The organism is Kosakonia sp. MH5, from assembly GCF_009935945.1.
Classification (GTDB): domain Bacteria; phylum Pseudomonadota; class Gammaproteobacteria; order Enterobacterales; family Enterobacteriaceae; genus Kosakonia; species Kosakonia radicincitans.
On the sequence record NZ_QODH01000006.1, the window covers coordinates 26,781 to 43,741 of the forward strand.

Genomic DNA, 16,961 nt, shown 5'->3' on the forward strand with positions numbered 1-16,961 from the left:
GTGGCAATATAATGACAAATACTCTATCACAACCGGTTGTATTGTTATTCTCTGGCCAGGGGAATCCCGTTATTGGTATGGGCAGCGATCTGTGGGATATCAATGAGACCACTAAGTCCATCTGGGATTGCGCCAGCGATATTGCTGGTGTGGATCTGCGTCGGCTCTGTCTGAAAGGGCCGATGAATCGGCTGATTCAGACTACCGTGCAACAAATTGCCGTGACGGCGATTAACGTCACGTTGTATAGCCTCTGGCGCGAACGTTTCGCCGATGCGCCGGTTGTCGGATCTTGCGGGCATAGCGTGGGGGAATACAGCGCGTTATATGCTTCAGGGGCGCTCACACTGGAAACCGTGTTCGAACTTATACGGTTCAGGGCCAACCTGATGCACCAGCAAAGCGAGAAAAATAAGGGAACAATGCTGGCGTTAAAAGGCGTGGATTACGACACGCTACGCAACATCATCAGCCGTTCAGGTATTGAGCTGGACATCAGTTGCGATAATACTCCTCGCCAGCAAGTCGTTGGCGGGCAGGTATCGGCGCTGAATGATTTCGCCAGAGTGTTGCTCGCTGAAGGCCACGAGGCGATTAAACTGGGTGTGAGCGGCGCATGGCACACGTGTTTAATGGCTGAAGGCCTTCAGCCAATGCGGGACTATCTGGCCGGGATCGCGATCCTCCCGCCACAGCATGATGTTCTGATGAATGTGACAGCAAAATCCGAAGCAGATCCCGCCATGATCAAAGAAAACTTATCCTTGCATCTGACCCATACGGTGAAATGGCGAGATTCTCTGTCGCACTTTTTACAGCGCGCACAGCCTGTCCGGTTTGTGGAAATAAGCAATAAACCTTATCTGGGGCAAATGTTGCAGGATTTCGCCGGGTTTGATGTCGGGCAGGTTATCCATTGCCGAAAAGCAATAGCAATGTAGCGGTGTAATGATGATTCCAGATTATTTAACCTTCATCCGCTTCCAGGATAAACGCAATATATTATTTTTCTATATTGTGACCCTGATGCTGCTGGGTTTTTACTGGCGCAATGCGGATTTTACTCTTTCATTGCGCGATGCAGGTTTCATCGGCGGCATCTGCGCACTGGTGTTTTATAACGTTATCTCCGATCTGAAAGCATACTGGGCATACAAATGCGTAATTAAGAATATTGATTTTTCTTGCTTCAAAGGTAAAGCGTGCGGCCCGAAAGAGAGGTTATTCACGCACCCGCTTATCGCCGCAGCGTTGTCTTCTTTTATTTTTGCGCTGTATTCTGCTGGGCTCATTATGTTGATTTATCCGGCCGGAGCAGCACTTTTTTTGGCCGTTAGCGTTCCGCCTGTCATTTACGCCCTGTTTTTTGTTGCGCGCCATAGTTATTTAAAGCAGATGCCGACATCCGTTGTTGAAAAGGTCCGTTACAAAAATCTGTCACAATATTTACTGCTTGCCGTAGTAGCCAGTACGGCGTTGAGTCTGTTGACCATCATTCCCTTGCGCGATAAGGTACAATTTGATTTATCTGGTAATTATTTCACGCTAAAGTCAATTATTACCATGTGTATTCTGTGTGCGGTTGTGTTGGCGGTTAACCTGCTCTTTTTACGTTTCACAAAACGCTATGTTTTTCTTGGGCGCCTGTTTCTCAACGAGATTAATTTGTTTTTTTCTCCCGTTTTACCATTACGCGCTTTGTACGCAAAACCGCTCTGGCAAAGGTTGCTATTATTATCGGTAGTGGAGTTTTTCTGGATCTCATTTTTGTGTCTGGTGATGATGCTTTCCGCAATAAAAATCTGGTTTGAGGTCTGGTTTTTATTGTGCTACACACCTTGCCTTATCTACTACTATTATCACGCATACTGGCGGTGGCATAACGACTTTATGATGTCATGCGATATGTACCTTCGCTGGGATGAGATTAAAAAGAAATCGGGGGTGTGGTAATTTGTCTTAGCTGTTAATTCCGTCTGTGCATCGCAATGCACAGACGGAATCATTAAGCGCATGAGGATATCTGATTCTATCTGCCTATCCACTTCAAAAAAGGCACGAGATTCTGGAAGCTTTTTAATCCGTATATCTCTTTTAATCTGTTTATATAGTAGTAGACTTGTTTTTCATTCAGATTGTACATTTTTGCTACTCTATTAACATTGCCAATCTGCATATACTTTTTGAATATCATGAGATAGAGATGAATTTTTTTACGGGGTTTTAAAATGTCGTAATAGTAGAGATAGAGATTCGCCGTCGATTTTCTTTCATTAATTTTCTTCTTAACATCTTCGATGAACTCCGCAACTCCCAGACGTGCATTGGTCGTGTAGCTGTTATCTCGTTCCGAAAGGATGATAACCAGCGCGTCCGGGAATTTGATGATACAACTGAGGAGTTCATCGATGATGCCAAATATATCATCGAAGTAGATCTCTTCAATGAAGATGAGCGTCTGGTTGTCACCCTCAATATCCGTACCTGAAAAAAAAGATTCGATTGCTATTTTTTTGAAAGGGTCGAGGATCTTACATATCACGTTCATAACTGTCATCCATAGTCGAAATAATCTAATCCGTTAAAGTTTTTATAGGCTACAGGAGCTTTGAATAGTTCCCCCTGGAACAATGACACATTTTTATTTAAAAAGTACTGCAAATGGTAAACTGAGTCTATGCCGCTAACGATGATATCTGTGTTCTGTTTGCTTAAACCACTCATTAAATCATCGGCGAAACCATGCATGATGACTTTGTCCGTCAACGGGAAAAACATACTTTTATCGATTTTTATATAATCAAAGTCGAAGCCAAAAAGCATTTCAATATTGGAGTGTCCGGCACCAAAATCGCCGAGGGCAAAGAAGGTGTTTTTTTGTATAGTCAACAATGCGGAGAGTAATTTTAATTTGTGAATTAAGTCGAACGGAATGCGGGAGTTGACTTCAATAACCAGTTTGGCGTTTAGTTTATCGAGCTTTTTGGCAGTTTGAATACAATCTTCTGCGAACTCCATAATATTTTCGCTGAATAAATGCAATGGGCTAATTTTTATAAAAAAACGCAACTCACGGCATTTATCAATATCACCATGGTTGGCCAGATAATCCTGGATTTGCAGCAATAGTTCTTTTGTAATACTGATGATTTCACCACTTTTCTCTGCTGCGGTCAGGAAGTCATGGGGTGAAATAAAATCCGTGCAATTGGAGCCTTTGCTTTGCAACCACGCCGTTGCATCAATGCCGTATACACGATTAGCTCGGGTATCAATGATTGGTTGAAAAAATGTCGTGACATTCCATTTCTCGAAAATGTCATCGAACATGTCATGGTAATCTCTTTCATCATTGAATTGTTTCATAGCTGGTCCATTACGCGCCAACAAACATCAAAAAGCAAATATCTAAAAGGAAACTTGTGTAACCGAATGAGTTTAAAATATTGCAATTTGTATTAGATGGGCATTTTTTGATTTACATCCATTTATTGTATTATGTTTGATTTTGCGAAGCATGCAATCTATGTATGTTATTATCAGATTTTTCAAAAAATGAAGTTAAAAAATATTAGGTGTCTGAATAAAGGTCCTTAATATATTTTAATTGTGAATTTAAAGTTAAATAATATGTGATTTAATTCCATGTGACTATTAATTTATGTTTTAGATCATGTTCCGTCATCAGATATTAGGGTAAGGCGAATAAAAACCCGCAGTTTGTTTATTCTTAGTGCTTATATTCCGATGTGAGCGGGCCCTTTCGATAATTCTTATCAAGCGGGTAGAAGCTGCAGATGGTTGATAGTGGGTCACCGTCATTTACCCTACACAGAAGCGTTATACAGTAGCGCAACCTGAGAAGAGGGAATGACGATGAAACATGCCAAATTAGCGGAAACCTGGATCGATCCCGGCGTTCGTATGCGCGAATGCAAAATGGGTCAGCAATGTGAAGTGCTGGCTAATAGTCTGATGGAATACAGTACGTTAGGTGATTTTTCCTATATCGGTGAATATTGCACCATTGCCGATGCTGGGATAGGAAAGTTTGTCGCGATTGCCAATAATGTGCGTATTGGCGCGCCCAATCATCCGATGGGGCGGCCATCCCAGCACCGAATCACTTATTGCCCGGAGTACTATTCCGCCAGCGCGGTACGCGATCATGACTTTTTTACTCAGCGGCGAGGCGATCGCGTCGTCATCGGGAATGATGTCTGGATCGGGCATGCTGCTATTGTGCTGCCCGGCGTGACGGTAGGCGATGGCGCTGTCATTGCGGCTGGCGCCGTGGTCAGTAAGGATGTGGCACCTTACACAATTGTTGGCGGCGTTCCGGCAAAGGTTATTCGTTTGCGCTTCTCACCGCATATTGGCCAGCAGTTACAACAGATCGCCTGGTGGGAGTGGCCGCTGGAGACCATTATCGAACGGCTGGCCGATTTTCAGGATGAGGATATAGAAGCGTTTTGCGAAAAGTGGGGACGCCAGTAAGCCGCGCTCAGCGCTCCGGCGCACAGAGCGCTACCAGCATGCCCAGTAGCGCGGCAGCACCCAGCCCACGAAATACCGTAGACCAGCTTGCCAGATCCGGCTGCATCGCCAGTAAAACGGAGATCACTGCCAGCATCATCGCGCCGGCGATGTACTGGCTGGTGACCATCAACGCGCTGGCGCGTCCCTGTTGCTGCACTGGTACGGCGCTCAGCCCGACGGCGAACATTGCCGGATAGATCAATCCGTGGCCGATACCGCTGAGCACGAGTCCGGACATGAACCCGACGGAGAACGGGGCGCTAAGCGATATCGACAGCAGCCATAAGCCAACTGCCGCGCAGGCAAACCCCACCAGCAGCGCCTTTTGGCTACTAAAGCGTGCAGAGAGTCGGGTGTAAAGCGCATTTCCCGCCACAATCAGCACTGCCAGCGGGGTAAATAACCATCCGGTGGTGACGGCATCAAGCTGTAGCGTTTGCTGCCACAGCAATGTCATGGCGTAAAACTGGCTGCCGACGCTGGCCATATAGCAGGCGCTGCTGAGCCAGCCTGTCTGCAAACCCGGCATGTCACGCAGTGTGCGTGACAGCAGCGGCTGCGGAGCAAAACGTTCATGGAGAATCAACAGCAGTAACATGGCTGCCGCCAGTCGATTCGCAAAGAAATCCGGCGCACCTTGTTCGGCATAACGCATCATCGCCCACACCAGCGTGCCGGCTGTCGCACAACCAAGCAGCGCGCCAAAACCCGTGCGTTGCACGCCACCTTGTGGTTGTGTTTTCGAAAAGTTGCGCTGCACCAGCCATAGCGCCAGCAAACCAGGCGGCAGGTTGATGAAGAAAATGGCGCGCCAGCTCAGGGCCGTCAGCATGCCGCCCAGCACCACACCCGCCACCAGGCCCAGCGCGCCAATTGCGCTCCAGATCGCCAGCGCCCGGCGATGTGATTCTCCCTGAAAACGCTGCGCCATTAAGGCCAGCACTGCCGGTTGCAGCAGCGCGGCGGCGATCCCTTGTCCACAGCGGGCCATCAGTAACAATGTTCCGTTATCGGCCATTCCGCCCAGTATTGATGAAAAAAGAAACAGTATCATGCCGATGCTGAAGATTCGGCGCGCGCCGAAACGATCGCACAGGCTTCCACCAGGCAACAGTAGTGCGGCGAAGGTCAAACCGTAGATCGACACCACCCACTGCATTTCGCTCAGTGACAAGTGCAACGCCTGCGCCAGCGTGGGTAGCGCAACATAAATAATGGCGTAATCAAGCGCAATCAATGCCTGAGCGATGCCGGGAGCCAGCAGCGCCTGATAGTGTGGCGATGAGTGCGTAGCCAGCGTGTTAATTTGCGTCATGGGGTATTCCTGTTAATCTGCTTAAGGTGAATAATCCTCATGGATCATTCCCGATGAGTAACAGGCTACCCCCTGTTTCATGACGTAAGCAAAGTCATAGTTTTCAGCTTAAGATGAGTTAAATTCAGCTATGCGAACACGCCGATTGCCACCACTTTCTGCCATCCGTGCTTTTGATGCTGTGGCCCGCCACACCAGTTTTAAAGCTGCCGCGGAGGAGATTGGCGTGACGCCGACCGCCATCAGCCACCAGATCCGCGTGCTGGAGACATCGCTCAACCAGCGTCTGTTTACCCGCTCGGCGCGCGCCGTGGTGCTCACTAACGCCGGAGAAATTCTGTTTCGCGCCTCGGGGAATATCTTTGCCACGCTGCGCGAAGCGGTGGAGGCCATCGACAGGGCCGGGCAACCGGGAGCGTTAACGCTGAGCACTACCTCCAACTTTCTGACTAACTGGCTGGTGCCGCGCCTGCCGTCGCTGCATCAACAGCACCCATCGCTGGAGCTGCGTCTGCACAGCAGTACCGACCTGGTGGATGTTCGTGGTGATATGGCGGATTGTGCGATCCGCTACAGCATGCAGGCTGATGAAGCACTGGAGAATACGCTGCTCTACCGCGATCGCTTTGTGCTGGTCGCCAGCCCGCAACTGGCGTTGCGGGTGACCGAAGATCTTTCCCGTTTTACGCTGTTTCATATCGAAAACCGCCATGTTCCGCAGCCGGAGCCGGACTGGCCACACTGGAAAGCGGCCTTTGGTCCGGCCGATTTACCGGTACATACTGGTATTCATTTTGATGATGAGACGCACGCCATTCAGGCGGCGATTGCCGGGCAGGGTGTACTGCTCGCCAGCGAATTATTGATCCAGAATGCGCTGGCACAAGGATTGTTGCGCGTTGCCCTGCCGGGAACATTACCCGGCGGGAATTACTATTTCGTAACCAGCCAACAAAAAGCGCAGCGTGAAGAGGTTAGAATAATAAAAGCGTGGTTGCAGCAGGCATTTGCTGAGGGTGAATAATCGCGGCGGAGTAAGTTTAATTATATATTGTGTATTCATTCATCTTTTATTTAGAAAATGTCGTTGATACTTCTTAAGTGAAATTTATTTTCTATCCTTTATAACCATTACTTAGATTAGGTGTGATAATCATAATAGTTAACGGCATAAGAATTTTGTAAATCCTTCACGAATTTTAGAAATAGATCTTTTTGACTGTGGAAAATAAGGTAAAGTATTTTCCGTGTAACACTTCATGGTAAACGATGACATACAGCATCAATAAGACCATGTTTGGAAAGGCGATTTCCTGCCCTGTGCATGACGAAGTAGCGGATTTATCACCTTGCCTGCCAACTTTGGTAGGTTGATTAAACTTTATTGGAGTATATTCTGTAATGTTTTTTATTGTTAAATGTACAGGCTGTCCACCTCGTAAATAATAACCCTGATTCTACTACTGCACTAATAGCAAGGAGTTTGCTTTGAGTCAGTCTGAACTCGTTTCAGTATTTAAATGCCCCCCCTGGTTGACGAAGTTTCTTACTCGTCGTGGATTAAAAAAAGCTGATAGTAGGCCTCTTTATGAATATCATGCAACCAGCGATGAATATGCCGATCTGAAACGGCTTCTTCGGGAAATAGGGCAGCCAGAAAAACTAAAAAACGATAAAGGTTATGCAGCCTGTTTTACCCTTTTTTGCTCCGAATGGTATCGCCGGGACTACGGGCGCGACTGCAAATGGAGCTGGGATCCTATTCATGCAGCCCTGAATATTAGTCTGTCTCATTCGGAATTAGGTTTGGTCGTACCAAAAGGATTGGAAGGTTTTTGGGAACGTCCAATTCGTTTTTATGAATCGGAACGTCGTAATTTTCTGGGGTCACTTTTCAGTGAAGGTGGTCTGCCTTTCAAGCTGCTGAAAGAAACGGATAGCCGCTTCCAGTCTGTTTTTTCCCGTATTCTTAATCAATACGAACAGGCCTCATCGCTGGGTTACTCAACGTCGATGTTGGTTCAAATGATGGTTGAAAAATCATCGCTTCCTCAAGGATTTCGGGAAGACACATCCATAGAATTCATCGCCCGGATGGCTGAACAACTCATTTCGTTGGTGCAACTCTATGAGCTCAGCACCCATGCTGAACCGGTTAAAGAGCTTGAGCGCGTACACCCTAAATGGCGCGACAGTTTTCCCATCCCCCTTGACGATGATACGGGAACCAGCTTTCTCAACGGCTTGCTTCGCACTGCATCGGTGGAAAATAAGCCCCGGCAGCGCAAAAGTAAGATTATTGAATGCTTTTTTTCCTGGTCAGAGCAAAAGCCCGATGCCTTACATACCTACATTTCACTGCCGGAAGAAATGGTTTTTCCATTATTGAGTGAACCTTCGACTACTCGCTTTGAACTGGCAGTGTGTGAAGACGGGGAAGACATGGTCAGCCTGGGAAGCGCTTACGCCACGCTTGAGCATATGCAAGCCAGATTACGGCTGCGCAAAAGTGATGTTCGTTTTCACCGGCGTCGTCCTGCCACCACATTGTCTCTGGTCGCCCGGGCTGGTGGGGTGATTATTGGCATTGTCAATATTGCTGAGAGTGAAATCCCGGTTGGCGATGTTCCTCTTGTCTTTGTGCGTCAGGGTGATGACTGGTCCTTGCAAGGGATTGCCTCATGCAGTGTCCGCAGTAGCGACATGCTAATCATTCTGCCGGAAGGTGGGACGATGTCTGCTGAAAATACCCCCTCTGATTTTACCTGCCGGGCTTTCGGCTACCCTGCTTTAGTGGTGCAAGGAGGGCAGGATATCCTCATTGAGGGTGAGGAAACCTATCGCATACGTGCTGGGCTGGAGCAGGTGCGCCTGCCAGGTCTGGAGTTACAAGGTAAGCGTCTGAACTGGACGACCTTTCCTGAAGAGGTGTTTCTTGGCACTCCGCGAGTTATGCGAAAAATGGGGGTACCTGAAGTTCGCTACAGGCGTTTTTTGAGCGGTAAAGATATTGATGTGTGCGAGTTGCATGACACCATGGGGACGCATTTTTTGTCCATCCGCAATGAGAACAATGAAACGTTACTGCGTCGCAAAATTGGCATATTACCTGCGGATTTTCAGGTTGAAATTAAGAGCGGTGAGCGTGCAAACGAAGGAATCATTGCTATCTCGACGCAGCACAAATGTTGGTATGCGTTAAAGGACAAAACACTTGAAATAGGCCGTAAGCGTTCCGGGAACAGAACGGAAATTTTGATCAAAGCGGAAGGGGTACCGCCCTCATCAGTACAATTGCAGGTTACCCCAAGCTTGATGGAAGCGCCCGTTGGGATTGTTATGCCTTTTCCCTCAAGTGGCTGTCTTGCTTTTGATGCCGAAGGTCGGCCGCTGGCAAAAAATATCACCATTACCGATTTGCTGGGCTCTCGAGTGTTCCTGTTTGGCAAAAATGGAGAACCGACCCGCTTTACCCTGGAACTACGCTTGCGTTCCAACAGTGGGCAGCAGGCATGGCATGAATGGCGTTATAACGCCAGTGAACGCCCGCTTGAAATTAATCTTTACAGCCTGAAAGAGCATATTGAGAACTTACTTTCCCTCGGTTCAGGGATTGATCAGATTGTGGATATGCGGATTAGCGGCGTAGGCGGTACCGGCAACTGGCAAATCCGGCGCTACAAATACAGCCTGGAATATGATCCGGCCTCACAGATACTGCGTTCCAACTCGATTCACAATGCATCAGGGAAAGTGCCTTCGCCAGTTATCATGTTGCTGAGCGAACCAGAGCGAAAATCCATTCCTCTGACATCAAGAATGAGTGAAGGTGTCCCGGTCGGTGAATTTGAGCTGGGCTCAATTGTAAGTAAAAACGGCCCCTGGCTGGTTCTGCCGAAACCTGGCGAAGAAACTGCATTCCGTCCCTGTTTTATTCGTGGTGAACAGTTGCCAGAAGCGGAAGCCGGTACGATTCACTCCTTGCAAAAAGCCACTCAGCTTTTCAAACCTGGTGCTGAGGTTAATACCATTTCCTTGGTTCTGGATCAGATGGCGAACGATCCGGCGCATTCTGGCTGGCAATTCCTGCAAAATCTTTACAGCCAGTTCAGTTATTTACCTCTGGCCACCTTCGAGGTCTGGCGTGCGTTATTTCAGCATCCTCAGGCACTAACGCTCTCCTTGTTCAAATTTGAAATGTCGGCCGAATATCTTGGTCGAATCGAATCTGAATTCCCCGTGTTTTGGGAGTTCTTACCGATACAGCAAATAAAAAATGCAGCAGCAAAAATGCAGGCCTTTATGGTGAGCAAAGGCGCATCTATAGAAATGCAGAGTAATTTCCTGAATAAAATGTATCAAAGGTTGGGAATGATCTTTCCTACCTATGCCAGCGATGTGCATAGCTGGTTAAGCGAGGGAAAGGCCCCGAGGCTTTTCCCACAACCGGTCATGAAAGAGATTATTCAGGGTTGGTATCAGGAGTTACTTCGTGAACACGGGGAATCCCGCTGGCCGGAATATGGTGGCCCACGTCTCTCTCGCTGGATCCAGTCGCAAGCCGATCCCATTATTGAAATCTCTTCCGATACACATTTTCGCTATGCCGTTGCATGGCTGCCGGTGTTTGCCGCCGCAGTAGCCAGCGGCAAAACCACCTTTACCAGCGTTTTTGGCAATGAACCTGGCGCCGTATTTTTCTTACGGCAGGTGAGAGACTTTGACTCTCGCTGGTTTAACGCTTTGTTCCAGTACTGCTTGCTGCGTAACGTTACGGAAAAATAAAAATGACTACACGCTATTTTTCGACACTCATTGAACAATCACTCTCTCGCTCAACGGAAGCGACACTCAGTATATTGAGTATTACCAATCCCCAGTTGCGTGAGCATCTTGCACAGCAAATGGCAGCAGAATGCGGTGCGGAAGGTTCATTTCTCGCATCGCCGGTTTTCGAGCAAACCTTTGGTTGGGAAGAGTCCGCTTTCACGATGCGCCAGCTGGCAACGGAAAAAACGTTGCTGAGTAAAGAAGTCGTCGCTTCTCTGGATAGCGAGGAAAATGGCCGCTATCGTTTTGGCGCAAGCTGGAAGCCTTTTACACATCAGTTGGCCAGCTGGAAAGCGTTGCTTGAGCAGAAGCATTCTATTGTGGTGACCAGTGGTACAGGCTCCGGTAAGACCGAGTGTTTTATGGTGCCGGTTCTGGAAGATCTCTACCGGGAACTACGTGGGAACGGTAATAAGCCGCTGGTGGGCGTGCGGGCGCTGTTCCTCTATCCATTGAACGCGCTGATTAATTCCCAGCGCGAACGCCTTGATGCCTGGACGCGCAGCTTCGGGACGGGAATTCGCTATTGCCTGTATAACGGCAACACCAAAGAGAAACATGCGGCCGTCAAAAGCGAGCAAGAGAAAAAGCCAAATGAAGTGCTTTCGCGTGAGAAGATGCGCGAAGAACCTGCACCTATTCTGGTTACCAATGGCACCATGCTGGAATACATGATGGTTCGCCAGGTTGATGCGCCGATTATTCAGCAATCTAAAGCGCAAAAATCATTACGCTGGATCGTGCTGGACGAAGCACACACCTATGTTGGTTCGCAGGCTGCCGAACTGGCGTTGCAGTTGCGTCGCGTAATGAATGCCTTTGGTGTTACGCCGAGGGATGTCCGGTTTGTTGCAACATCGGCAACCATTGCCGGTAGCGATGCAGAAAAGCAGCTGAAAAAATTCTTGTCTGAGCTTTCTGGCGTGCCACTGGAACAGATTGATGTGCTGGGAGGCAAACGCATTGTGCCTGAACTTGAGGCTAGCCTGAATCGCGCTGTTTCTCTGGATGTGCTCGAAGCTATTCCTGATGCTGGCGAAAAAGAGGTTAGCTCGGAGCGCTATAGCGCATTAACTCACTCACCGGAAGCGCGTCACTTACGTGAAATGCTGGTTAGCCAGCGGGCAATGAAACTGGATGCGTTGACCGCGCGCCTTAATGAACTGACTAAACAACGCTATAGCCAGCAGGACACTTTACGCTGGATTGATCTCTGTTCCGGTACACGTCCCAATGAACAGGATCCCGCTTTTCTCAAGGTCAGGGCGCATATTTTCCAGCGAAATACACAGGGACTCTGGGCCTGTGCTGACAAACACTGCGCGGCGAAGCACGGCACGGCTCTGGAGAAGAACTGGCCATTTGGCTATGTCTATGTAAACCAACGGCAGAATTGCGCATGCGGTAGCCCGGTATTTGAACTGGCATTTTGTAATGAGTGTAATGAACCCCATCTGCTGGCCCGAGAAAAAAGGGGCAGGCTTGTCCAATGGGAAAATAAAGGTGGTGACGAGTTCTCTCTGCAGGACGATATGCCGGAGGAGATTGAGCCGGTTGCTGAAAAAGTCGAAAAAGAGATTGTCATCAAGACTCCGCACATTATCGCGGCGGAACATAATGAAGCCGCTGGCTACACGCTTCAACGTCTTGATCGTCAAACGCACAGTATCGGTGTCGTGCACGATAACAGCATTTCTCTTGCCATAAACGACATCGATCAGGTCTGTAGCGCCCAGGGTTGCGGCTACCGGGGCGTAAAAGGAATATCACCTTTCCGACGTGCTATCCTGGGGAGCCCGTTTTATGTCACGCATATTGTTCCTACGGTGCTTGAGTACTGTCCGGATTTTGCCGGGAAAAATGAAAAAGGTGATGGTCAACAAACTCTACCGGGGCGCGGTAGACGCTTAATTACCTTTACCGATAGTCGCCAGGGCACTGCGCGAATGGCAGTGCGCATGCAGCAAGAAGCCGAACGTAACCGGCTGCGCGGCAGTGTGGTTGAAATCCTGTCGTGGTATCAGAAACAACAGTCGACAGGCGATGTTGTTGCTGCCGATATTGATCCGCAGAAATTCCGTGAACTGGCCGATAAAGCCCGCAAAGAAGCAAAAGAGTACCGTGATATGGGCATGCCGGGTGAGGCGGCAGAAGCGGAGGAAAAAGCGCTGCGTTTTGAACAGCGTCTGAAACAGGCATTGGGCGAAAAAGTAAGTGCGCCGTTGGTGTCACTCAACTGGCGAGAGATGGTTGGCGAGTTACAAAAAACCTTTGATATCAAAGGTCCGATCCTGCGTTACAACAAATACCACAAACCGGAAATTTTTCGCGAGCATGATGGCCCGGTGAAATTATCGGAAATGCTGTTATTTCGCGAGTTTATGCGTCGTCCTAAACGTTCCAACAGCCTTGAAACCCAGGGACTGGTGAAGATCGGTTATCAGGGGCTTGATAAGGCGCAGATTGTTCCTGACCACTGGCAGGAAAAGGGGTTGTCACTCCAGGATTGGCAGGATTTCCTCAAAATATCCCTCGATTTTTATGTTCGCGAAGGCAGCTATATTCAGCTGGAAGATGACTGGCGGCAGTGGATTGGTAGCCGTTTTGCGCCGCGTTCCTTGCGCAGCCCTGAATCAGATGAGCATGACGAATATCAGATCAAGCGCTGGCCGCAGATTCGCCATGGCAATGTGTCGCAGCGGCTGATCAAGCTTTTGCTGCTGGGCGCCGGGCTGAATGTGAAGAGAACGGCTGATATCGATTTGGTGAATGCCTGGTTGAAAGCGGCCTGGAAGGCGCTTTCCGGGAATCTTGCTGTGTTACGTTCGGATGGTAACCGCTTTTACTTGCCGCGCGAGCATATGACTTTCTCGTTGGTGACAAAAGCGTATATTTGCCCGGTAACTAATAAATTACTGGACACGGCTTTCAAAGGCTTAACGCCTTACCTGCCGACGCATATCGATTTTGACAACCTGAGCGATACACAACGGCTGTCGTATCACGCGGAGCCGGTAATGTTGCCGGAGGTCTGGCATTTTGACCGCTCGCAGGATGATTACGATAACGGCATTAGCAAAATCAGACAGCAAAGTGCGGCAGACGATCTGGTGCAAAAGCTGCGCTCACAGAACTTGTGGACCAATATTAACGACCGGGCTATTGAAGGCGGCTTCTACTACCGCACCGCAGAACACTCGGCGCAGCAGTCTGCTGAACGCCTGGAAGAGTACGAAACGATGTTTAAAGAGGGCGGCATTAACGTTCTCAACTGCTCAACCACCATGGAAATGGGCGTAGATATTGGTGGTATCTCTGCCGTGGTGATGAATAACGTGCCGCCGCACCCCGCCAACTACTTACAGCGTGCCGGTCGCGCGGGCCGTAGTAAGGAATCGCGCGCCATCTCTTATACCCTGTGTAAGGGTAACCCACACGATCAGCAGGTATTTGCTAATACGCTCTGGCCGTTTGAGACGACGATCCCGGCGCCGATGGTGGCTATGAATTCTGAACGTCTGGTGCAGCGGCATGTTAATTCGCTGCTGCTCTCAGAATTCCTGTGTCACGTGATCGGGGAAACGGAAAAAGAGCGCACCAATCTCAACAGCCAGTGGTTCTTTGGCGAAGAGCATGAACAATCCATCTGTAATCGCTTTAAAGTCTGGCTGGAGCGTACTACCTTACCGGTCGATGGCGCACTGGAACAGTTAGTAAAAGGCACTGCGCTACACGGTGTCAGCCCCGACAATCTGCGCCGAAATACGCTCGGGTCCATTTCTTCCCTACAGAAACGCTGGCTTGATATTTTCCAGGATCTTTCGCGGCAGGAACGCGAGTCGCAGCCCGATACACCGTATCGTAAGCGCCTGGAGATGGAGAAAAAACGACACTGCGGCGAGTATCTGTTGCGTGATCTGGCGGCGAGAACATTCCTGCCTGGCTATGGCTTCCCTACCGATGTTGTCACCTTTGATAACTTCAACATGGAAGATTACATCCGTGAGAAAACATTCAGAAGCCGTGATAAGAGCGATCGTGAAGACAACGTCTCGCGCTATAAAGGGCTGCCTTCACGCAACCTGGGCGTGGCGATCCGTGAGTACGCGCCGGGTGCGGAAATTATTCTCGATGGCCGCGTGTTCCGCTCCGCCGGTGTCTCGCTGCACTGGCATAACCTGAACGCAGATACCAATGAACCTCAGCGGCTGGATGTTGCCTGGCGTTGCCATAAATGCGGGACGCTGGGGTATGGAGAGGGAATTAGCGGTCAGGGCGAACTGTTTTGTACCAATGCTGCCTGCGGCGAGCGGATTATTTCTGCAAACAAACGCCAGGTACTGCAACCAGCGGGTTTTGTGACCGATGCTTATTATCCGGTAACCAACAACATCGAAACGATGAAGTTCATCCCGGTTGTGCCGGCATGGGTGTTTGTGCAGGCAGAACGTGTACCATTGCCGAATCCGCTAACCGGGTTTATGGCGTCCGGGCCTGATGGTCGTGTATTCCAGCAAAGTATGGGTGAAGGTGGACATGGTTATGCACTGTGCATGATTTGTGGCCGCGCGGAGTCGATGATTAACGAAACTGATGCGCCAAAATCGATGGAAGCCCACTATCCGCCGCGCCCGGGTAAGGGAGATCGTGATAGCCAGAACCATCGCCTGATCTGCCCGGGTTCCACAGCATTGAGAACCAAAGTGACACTGGGTGCCGTAGCGCAGACGGATGTGTTTGAGCTTATTCTCAGGCGTCCGCAGAGCGGCGAGTATATTCCGGATGGTTCCGACGAAGGTCGCAGCGTTGCAATGACGCTGGCCGTCGCTTTGCGTCGCGCACTGGCCGGTGTGCTGGGGGTTTCCGCCGCGGAGCTGGGTTATTCCATTCGCCCGGTGAAACTGGATAACGAACAGTCTGTACTGGCCATCCAGTTGTATGACGTGATTAGTGGCGGGGCCGGTTTTGCCTCCAGCGCGCCATTACATATTGATGCTCTGCTGAGAGGCATGGTGAAACAGCTCGGCTGTAGCCATTGCGATACGGCCTGTAATGAGTGCCTGCTCGATTCGCAAACCCGTCACGATCACGATGCGCTGGATCGTAAAGCGGCGCTGGCCTGGTTGGGTGAGGATTTCACACACTATATTGGTTTGCCGGAAGAGGAAAAACTGTCGTTGGTAGATGCGCAATATTGCCCCGGCAGCATAGAAGATGCCATTCGGCGCGTGATCAATGAAGGTGCCACATCATTGACGGTGTGGCTCAACGAGCCGCTCAGTGAGTGGGATCTGTATGCCAGCGAGTTCCGCAGGGCGATCCTGCGTTACCGGTTAACCGATAATCTGGATGTGACGCTGGTGATCCCGGCCGGTATTACCGATGCCGACGTGTTGGGCGAGCTGGCTCAGTTTGCCGCGACGGGCATACGAATTTGCTGCAACAAGGTAGCGTTGACGGTGCCTGTTATCGCTCAGTTGCTGCGTGGCGAGAGCGTTATAACGCTGGCAACGCGTGACATGCAAGCGGCCATTCCTGGTTCTGACTGGCACCTGACGCAGGCCCTGGTTGTGCGTTCGCAGACATTTGCGCCGGTCGAACTGAAAGCAGTGGATCTGGCACGCTGGAGCGAACCGGCAGGCGAGCGGGTAAAAGATCTTTCCCTCTCTACTGAACTGAATGGCCCGATTGCGCAGTTTGGTCGCCGCTTCTGGGCCGAGCTGGAAAAAGCCAATGAAGAGACTGCTGCGCTGCTGAAAAACAATCAGATAACGCGTGTCTACTACACCGACCGCTATATTCAGAACCCGGCGGCGCTGGTATTACTGGGTTCGATTATGAATCAGTTGAAACCGCGTCTGAGCGGCCATGCACAGGTCGCCATCAATACGCTGTTCAAAGCGAAAGAGAAACCGGGCTTCAAGGCGGCACACGACTGGGCAAACGAAGATGATTTCCAGGGTTTTGCTGAGCAGTGGTTTACCACGCTGATGGGCAAGCCGGTTGATGTCACGCTGAATTACTCCAACCGGGATATTCCTCATCATCGTAAACTGCTGGTGGAGTTTGATAACGGCAAAGCGCTGAAGATCCGTTTCGATCAGGGAATGGGGTACTGGTTCATTCAGTTCCGCCCTGACAGTTATAACTTTATGGCTGAAGTAGAGGATCAGATCTTCAATATGGCGCGTTCGCTGGAACAAGCCCGGGTCAGCAATAAAGAAGAGCGCTGGCCAACGGATGTGCTGGTGGAAATTCAGCAGCAGTAAAACAGAGA

Annotated in this window: 9 protein-coding genes; 6 read left to right on the forward strand and 3 right to left on the reverse strand. The window is 49.7% G+C overall.

Features of this window, described 5'->3' with window-relative positions; all coding sequences use genetic code 11:
- Window positions 1-11: 11 nt before the first annotated feature.
- Both DK872_RS16290 and DK872_RS16295 read left to right on the forward strand, forming a co-directional pair.
- Entirely contained in the window at window positions 12-941 is a 930-nt protein-coding gene (locus DK872_RS16290; protein WP_035886642.1) for an ACP S-malonyltransferase, read from the forward strand.
- Window positions 942-951: 10 nt separating this feature from the next.
- On the forward strand, window positions 952-1,953 hold the full coding sequence (locus DK872_RS16295) for a hypothetical protein (protein ID WP_161518623.1): 1,002 nt from the start codon (window positions 952-954) through the stop codon (window positions 1,951-1,953).
- Window positions 1,954-2,029: 76 nt separating this feature from the next.
- On the opposite strand, the gene DK872_RS16300 is transcribed toward DK872_RS16295, so the two are convergent.
- Window positions 2,030-2,548 carry a hypothetical protein gene (locus tag DK872_RS16300; protein WP_007372938.1) on the reverse strand — a complete coding sequence of 173 codons (519 nt, stop codon included), beginning with the start codon at window positions 2,546-2,548 and terminating at the stop codon, window positions 2,030-2,032.
- 5 nt (window positions 2,549-2,553) lie between these two features.
- Window positions 2,554-3,366, reverse strand: a complete 813-nt coding sequence (locus DK872_RS16305; RefSeq protein WP_071920146.1) for an EAL domain-containing protein — start codon at window positions 3,364-3,366, stop codon at window positions 2,554-2,556.
- Window positions 3,367-3,876: 510 nt separating this feature from the next.
- On the opposite strand from DK872_RS16305, the gene DK872_RS16310 reads away from it, so the two are divergent.
- Window positions 3,877-4,497 carry a DapH/DapD/GlmU-related protein gene (locus DK872_RS16310; protein WP_227136111.1) on the forward strand — a complete coding sequence of 207 codons (621 nt, stop codon included), beginning with the start codon at window positions 3,877-3,879 and terminating at the stop codon, window positions 4,495-4,497.
- 7 nt (window positions 4,498-4,504) lie between these two features.
- On the opposite strand, the gene DK872_RS16315 is transcribed toward DK872_RS16310, so the two are convergent.
- The gene (locus DK872_RS16315; protein ID WP_007372941.1) at window positions 4,505-5,854 is read right to left on the reverse strand and encodes an MFS transporter; all 1,350 of its coding nucleotides are present in this window, start codon (window positions 5,852-5,854) and stop codon (window positions 4,505-4,507) included.
- Between the two features lie 130 nt (window positions 5,855-5,984).
- On the opposite strand from DK872_RS16315, the gene DK872_RS16320 reads away from it, so the two are divergent.
- The 3 genes from DK872_RS16320 (at window position 5,985) to DK872_RS16330 (ending at window position 16,953) form a co-directional block, all read left to right on the forward strand.
- Complete coding sequence (locus tag DK872_RS16320) at window positions 5,985-6,878, forward strand: LysR substrate-binding domain-containing protein (protein WP_035886639.1); 894 nt, start codon at window positions 5,985-5,987, stop codon at window positions 6,876-6,878.
- 464 nt (window positions 6,879-7,342) lie between these two features.
- Window positions 7,343-10,639, forward strand: coding sequence for an STY4851/ECs_5259 family protein (locus DK872_RS16325; protein WP_161518553.1), 3,297 nt, complete (start codon window positions 7,343-7,345; stop codon window positions 10,637-10,639).
- 2 nt (window positions 10,640-10,641) lie between these two features.
- Entirely contained in the window at window positions 10,642-16,953 is a 6,312-nt protein-coding gene (locus DK872_RS16330; protein WP_161518554.1) for a DEAD/DEAH box helicase, read from the forward strand.
- Window positions 16,954-16,961 lie beyond the last annotated feature (8 nt).

What these genes read in the sequence shown, in the direction of transcription:
- DK872_RS16290 (WP_035886642.1), top strand. Translation starts at nt 12, where the DNA reads ATGACAAATACTCTATCACAACCGGTTGTATTGTTATTCTCTGGCCAG.
- DK872_RS16305 (WP_071920146.1), bottom strand. Translation starts at nt 3,366, where the DNA reads ATGAAACAATTCAATGATGAAAGAGATTACCATGACATGTTCGATGAC.
- DK872_RS16295 (WP_161518623.1), top strand. Translation starts at nt 952, where the DNA reads ATGATTCCAGATTATTTAACCTTCATCCGCTTCCAGGATAAACGCAAT.
- DK872_RS16310 (WP_227136111.1), top strand. Translation starts at nt 3,877, where the DNA reads ATGAAACATGCCAAATTAGCGGAAACCTGGATCGATCCCGGCGTTCGT.
- DK872_RS16300 (WP_007372938.1), bottom strand. Translation starts at nt 2,548, where the DNA reads ATGAACGTGATATGTAAGATCCTCGACCCTTTCAAAAAAATAGCAATC.
- DK872_RS16320 (WP_035886639.1), top strand. Translation starts at nt 5,985, where the DNA reads ATGCGAACACGCCGATTGCCACCACTTTCTGCCATCCGTGCTTTTGAT.
- DK872_RS16330 (WP_161518554.1), top strand. Translation starts at nt 10,642, where the DNA reads ATGACTACACGCTATTTTTCGACACTCATTGAACAATCACTCTCTCGC.
- DK872_RS16315 (WP_007372941.1), bottom strand. Translation starts at nt 5,854, where the DNA reads ATGACGCAAATTAACACGCTGGCTACGCACTCATCGCCACACTATCAG.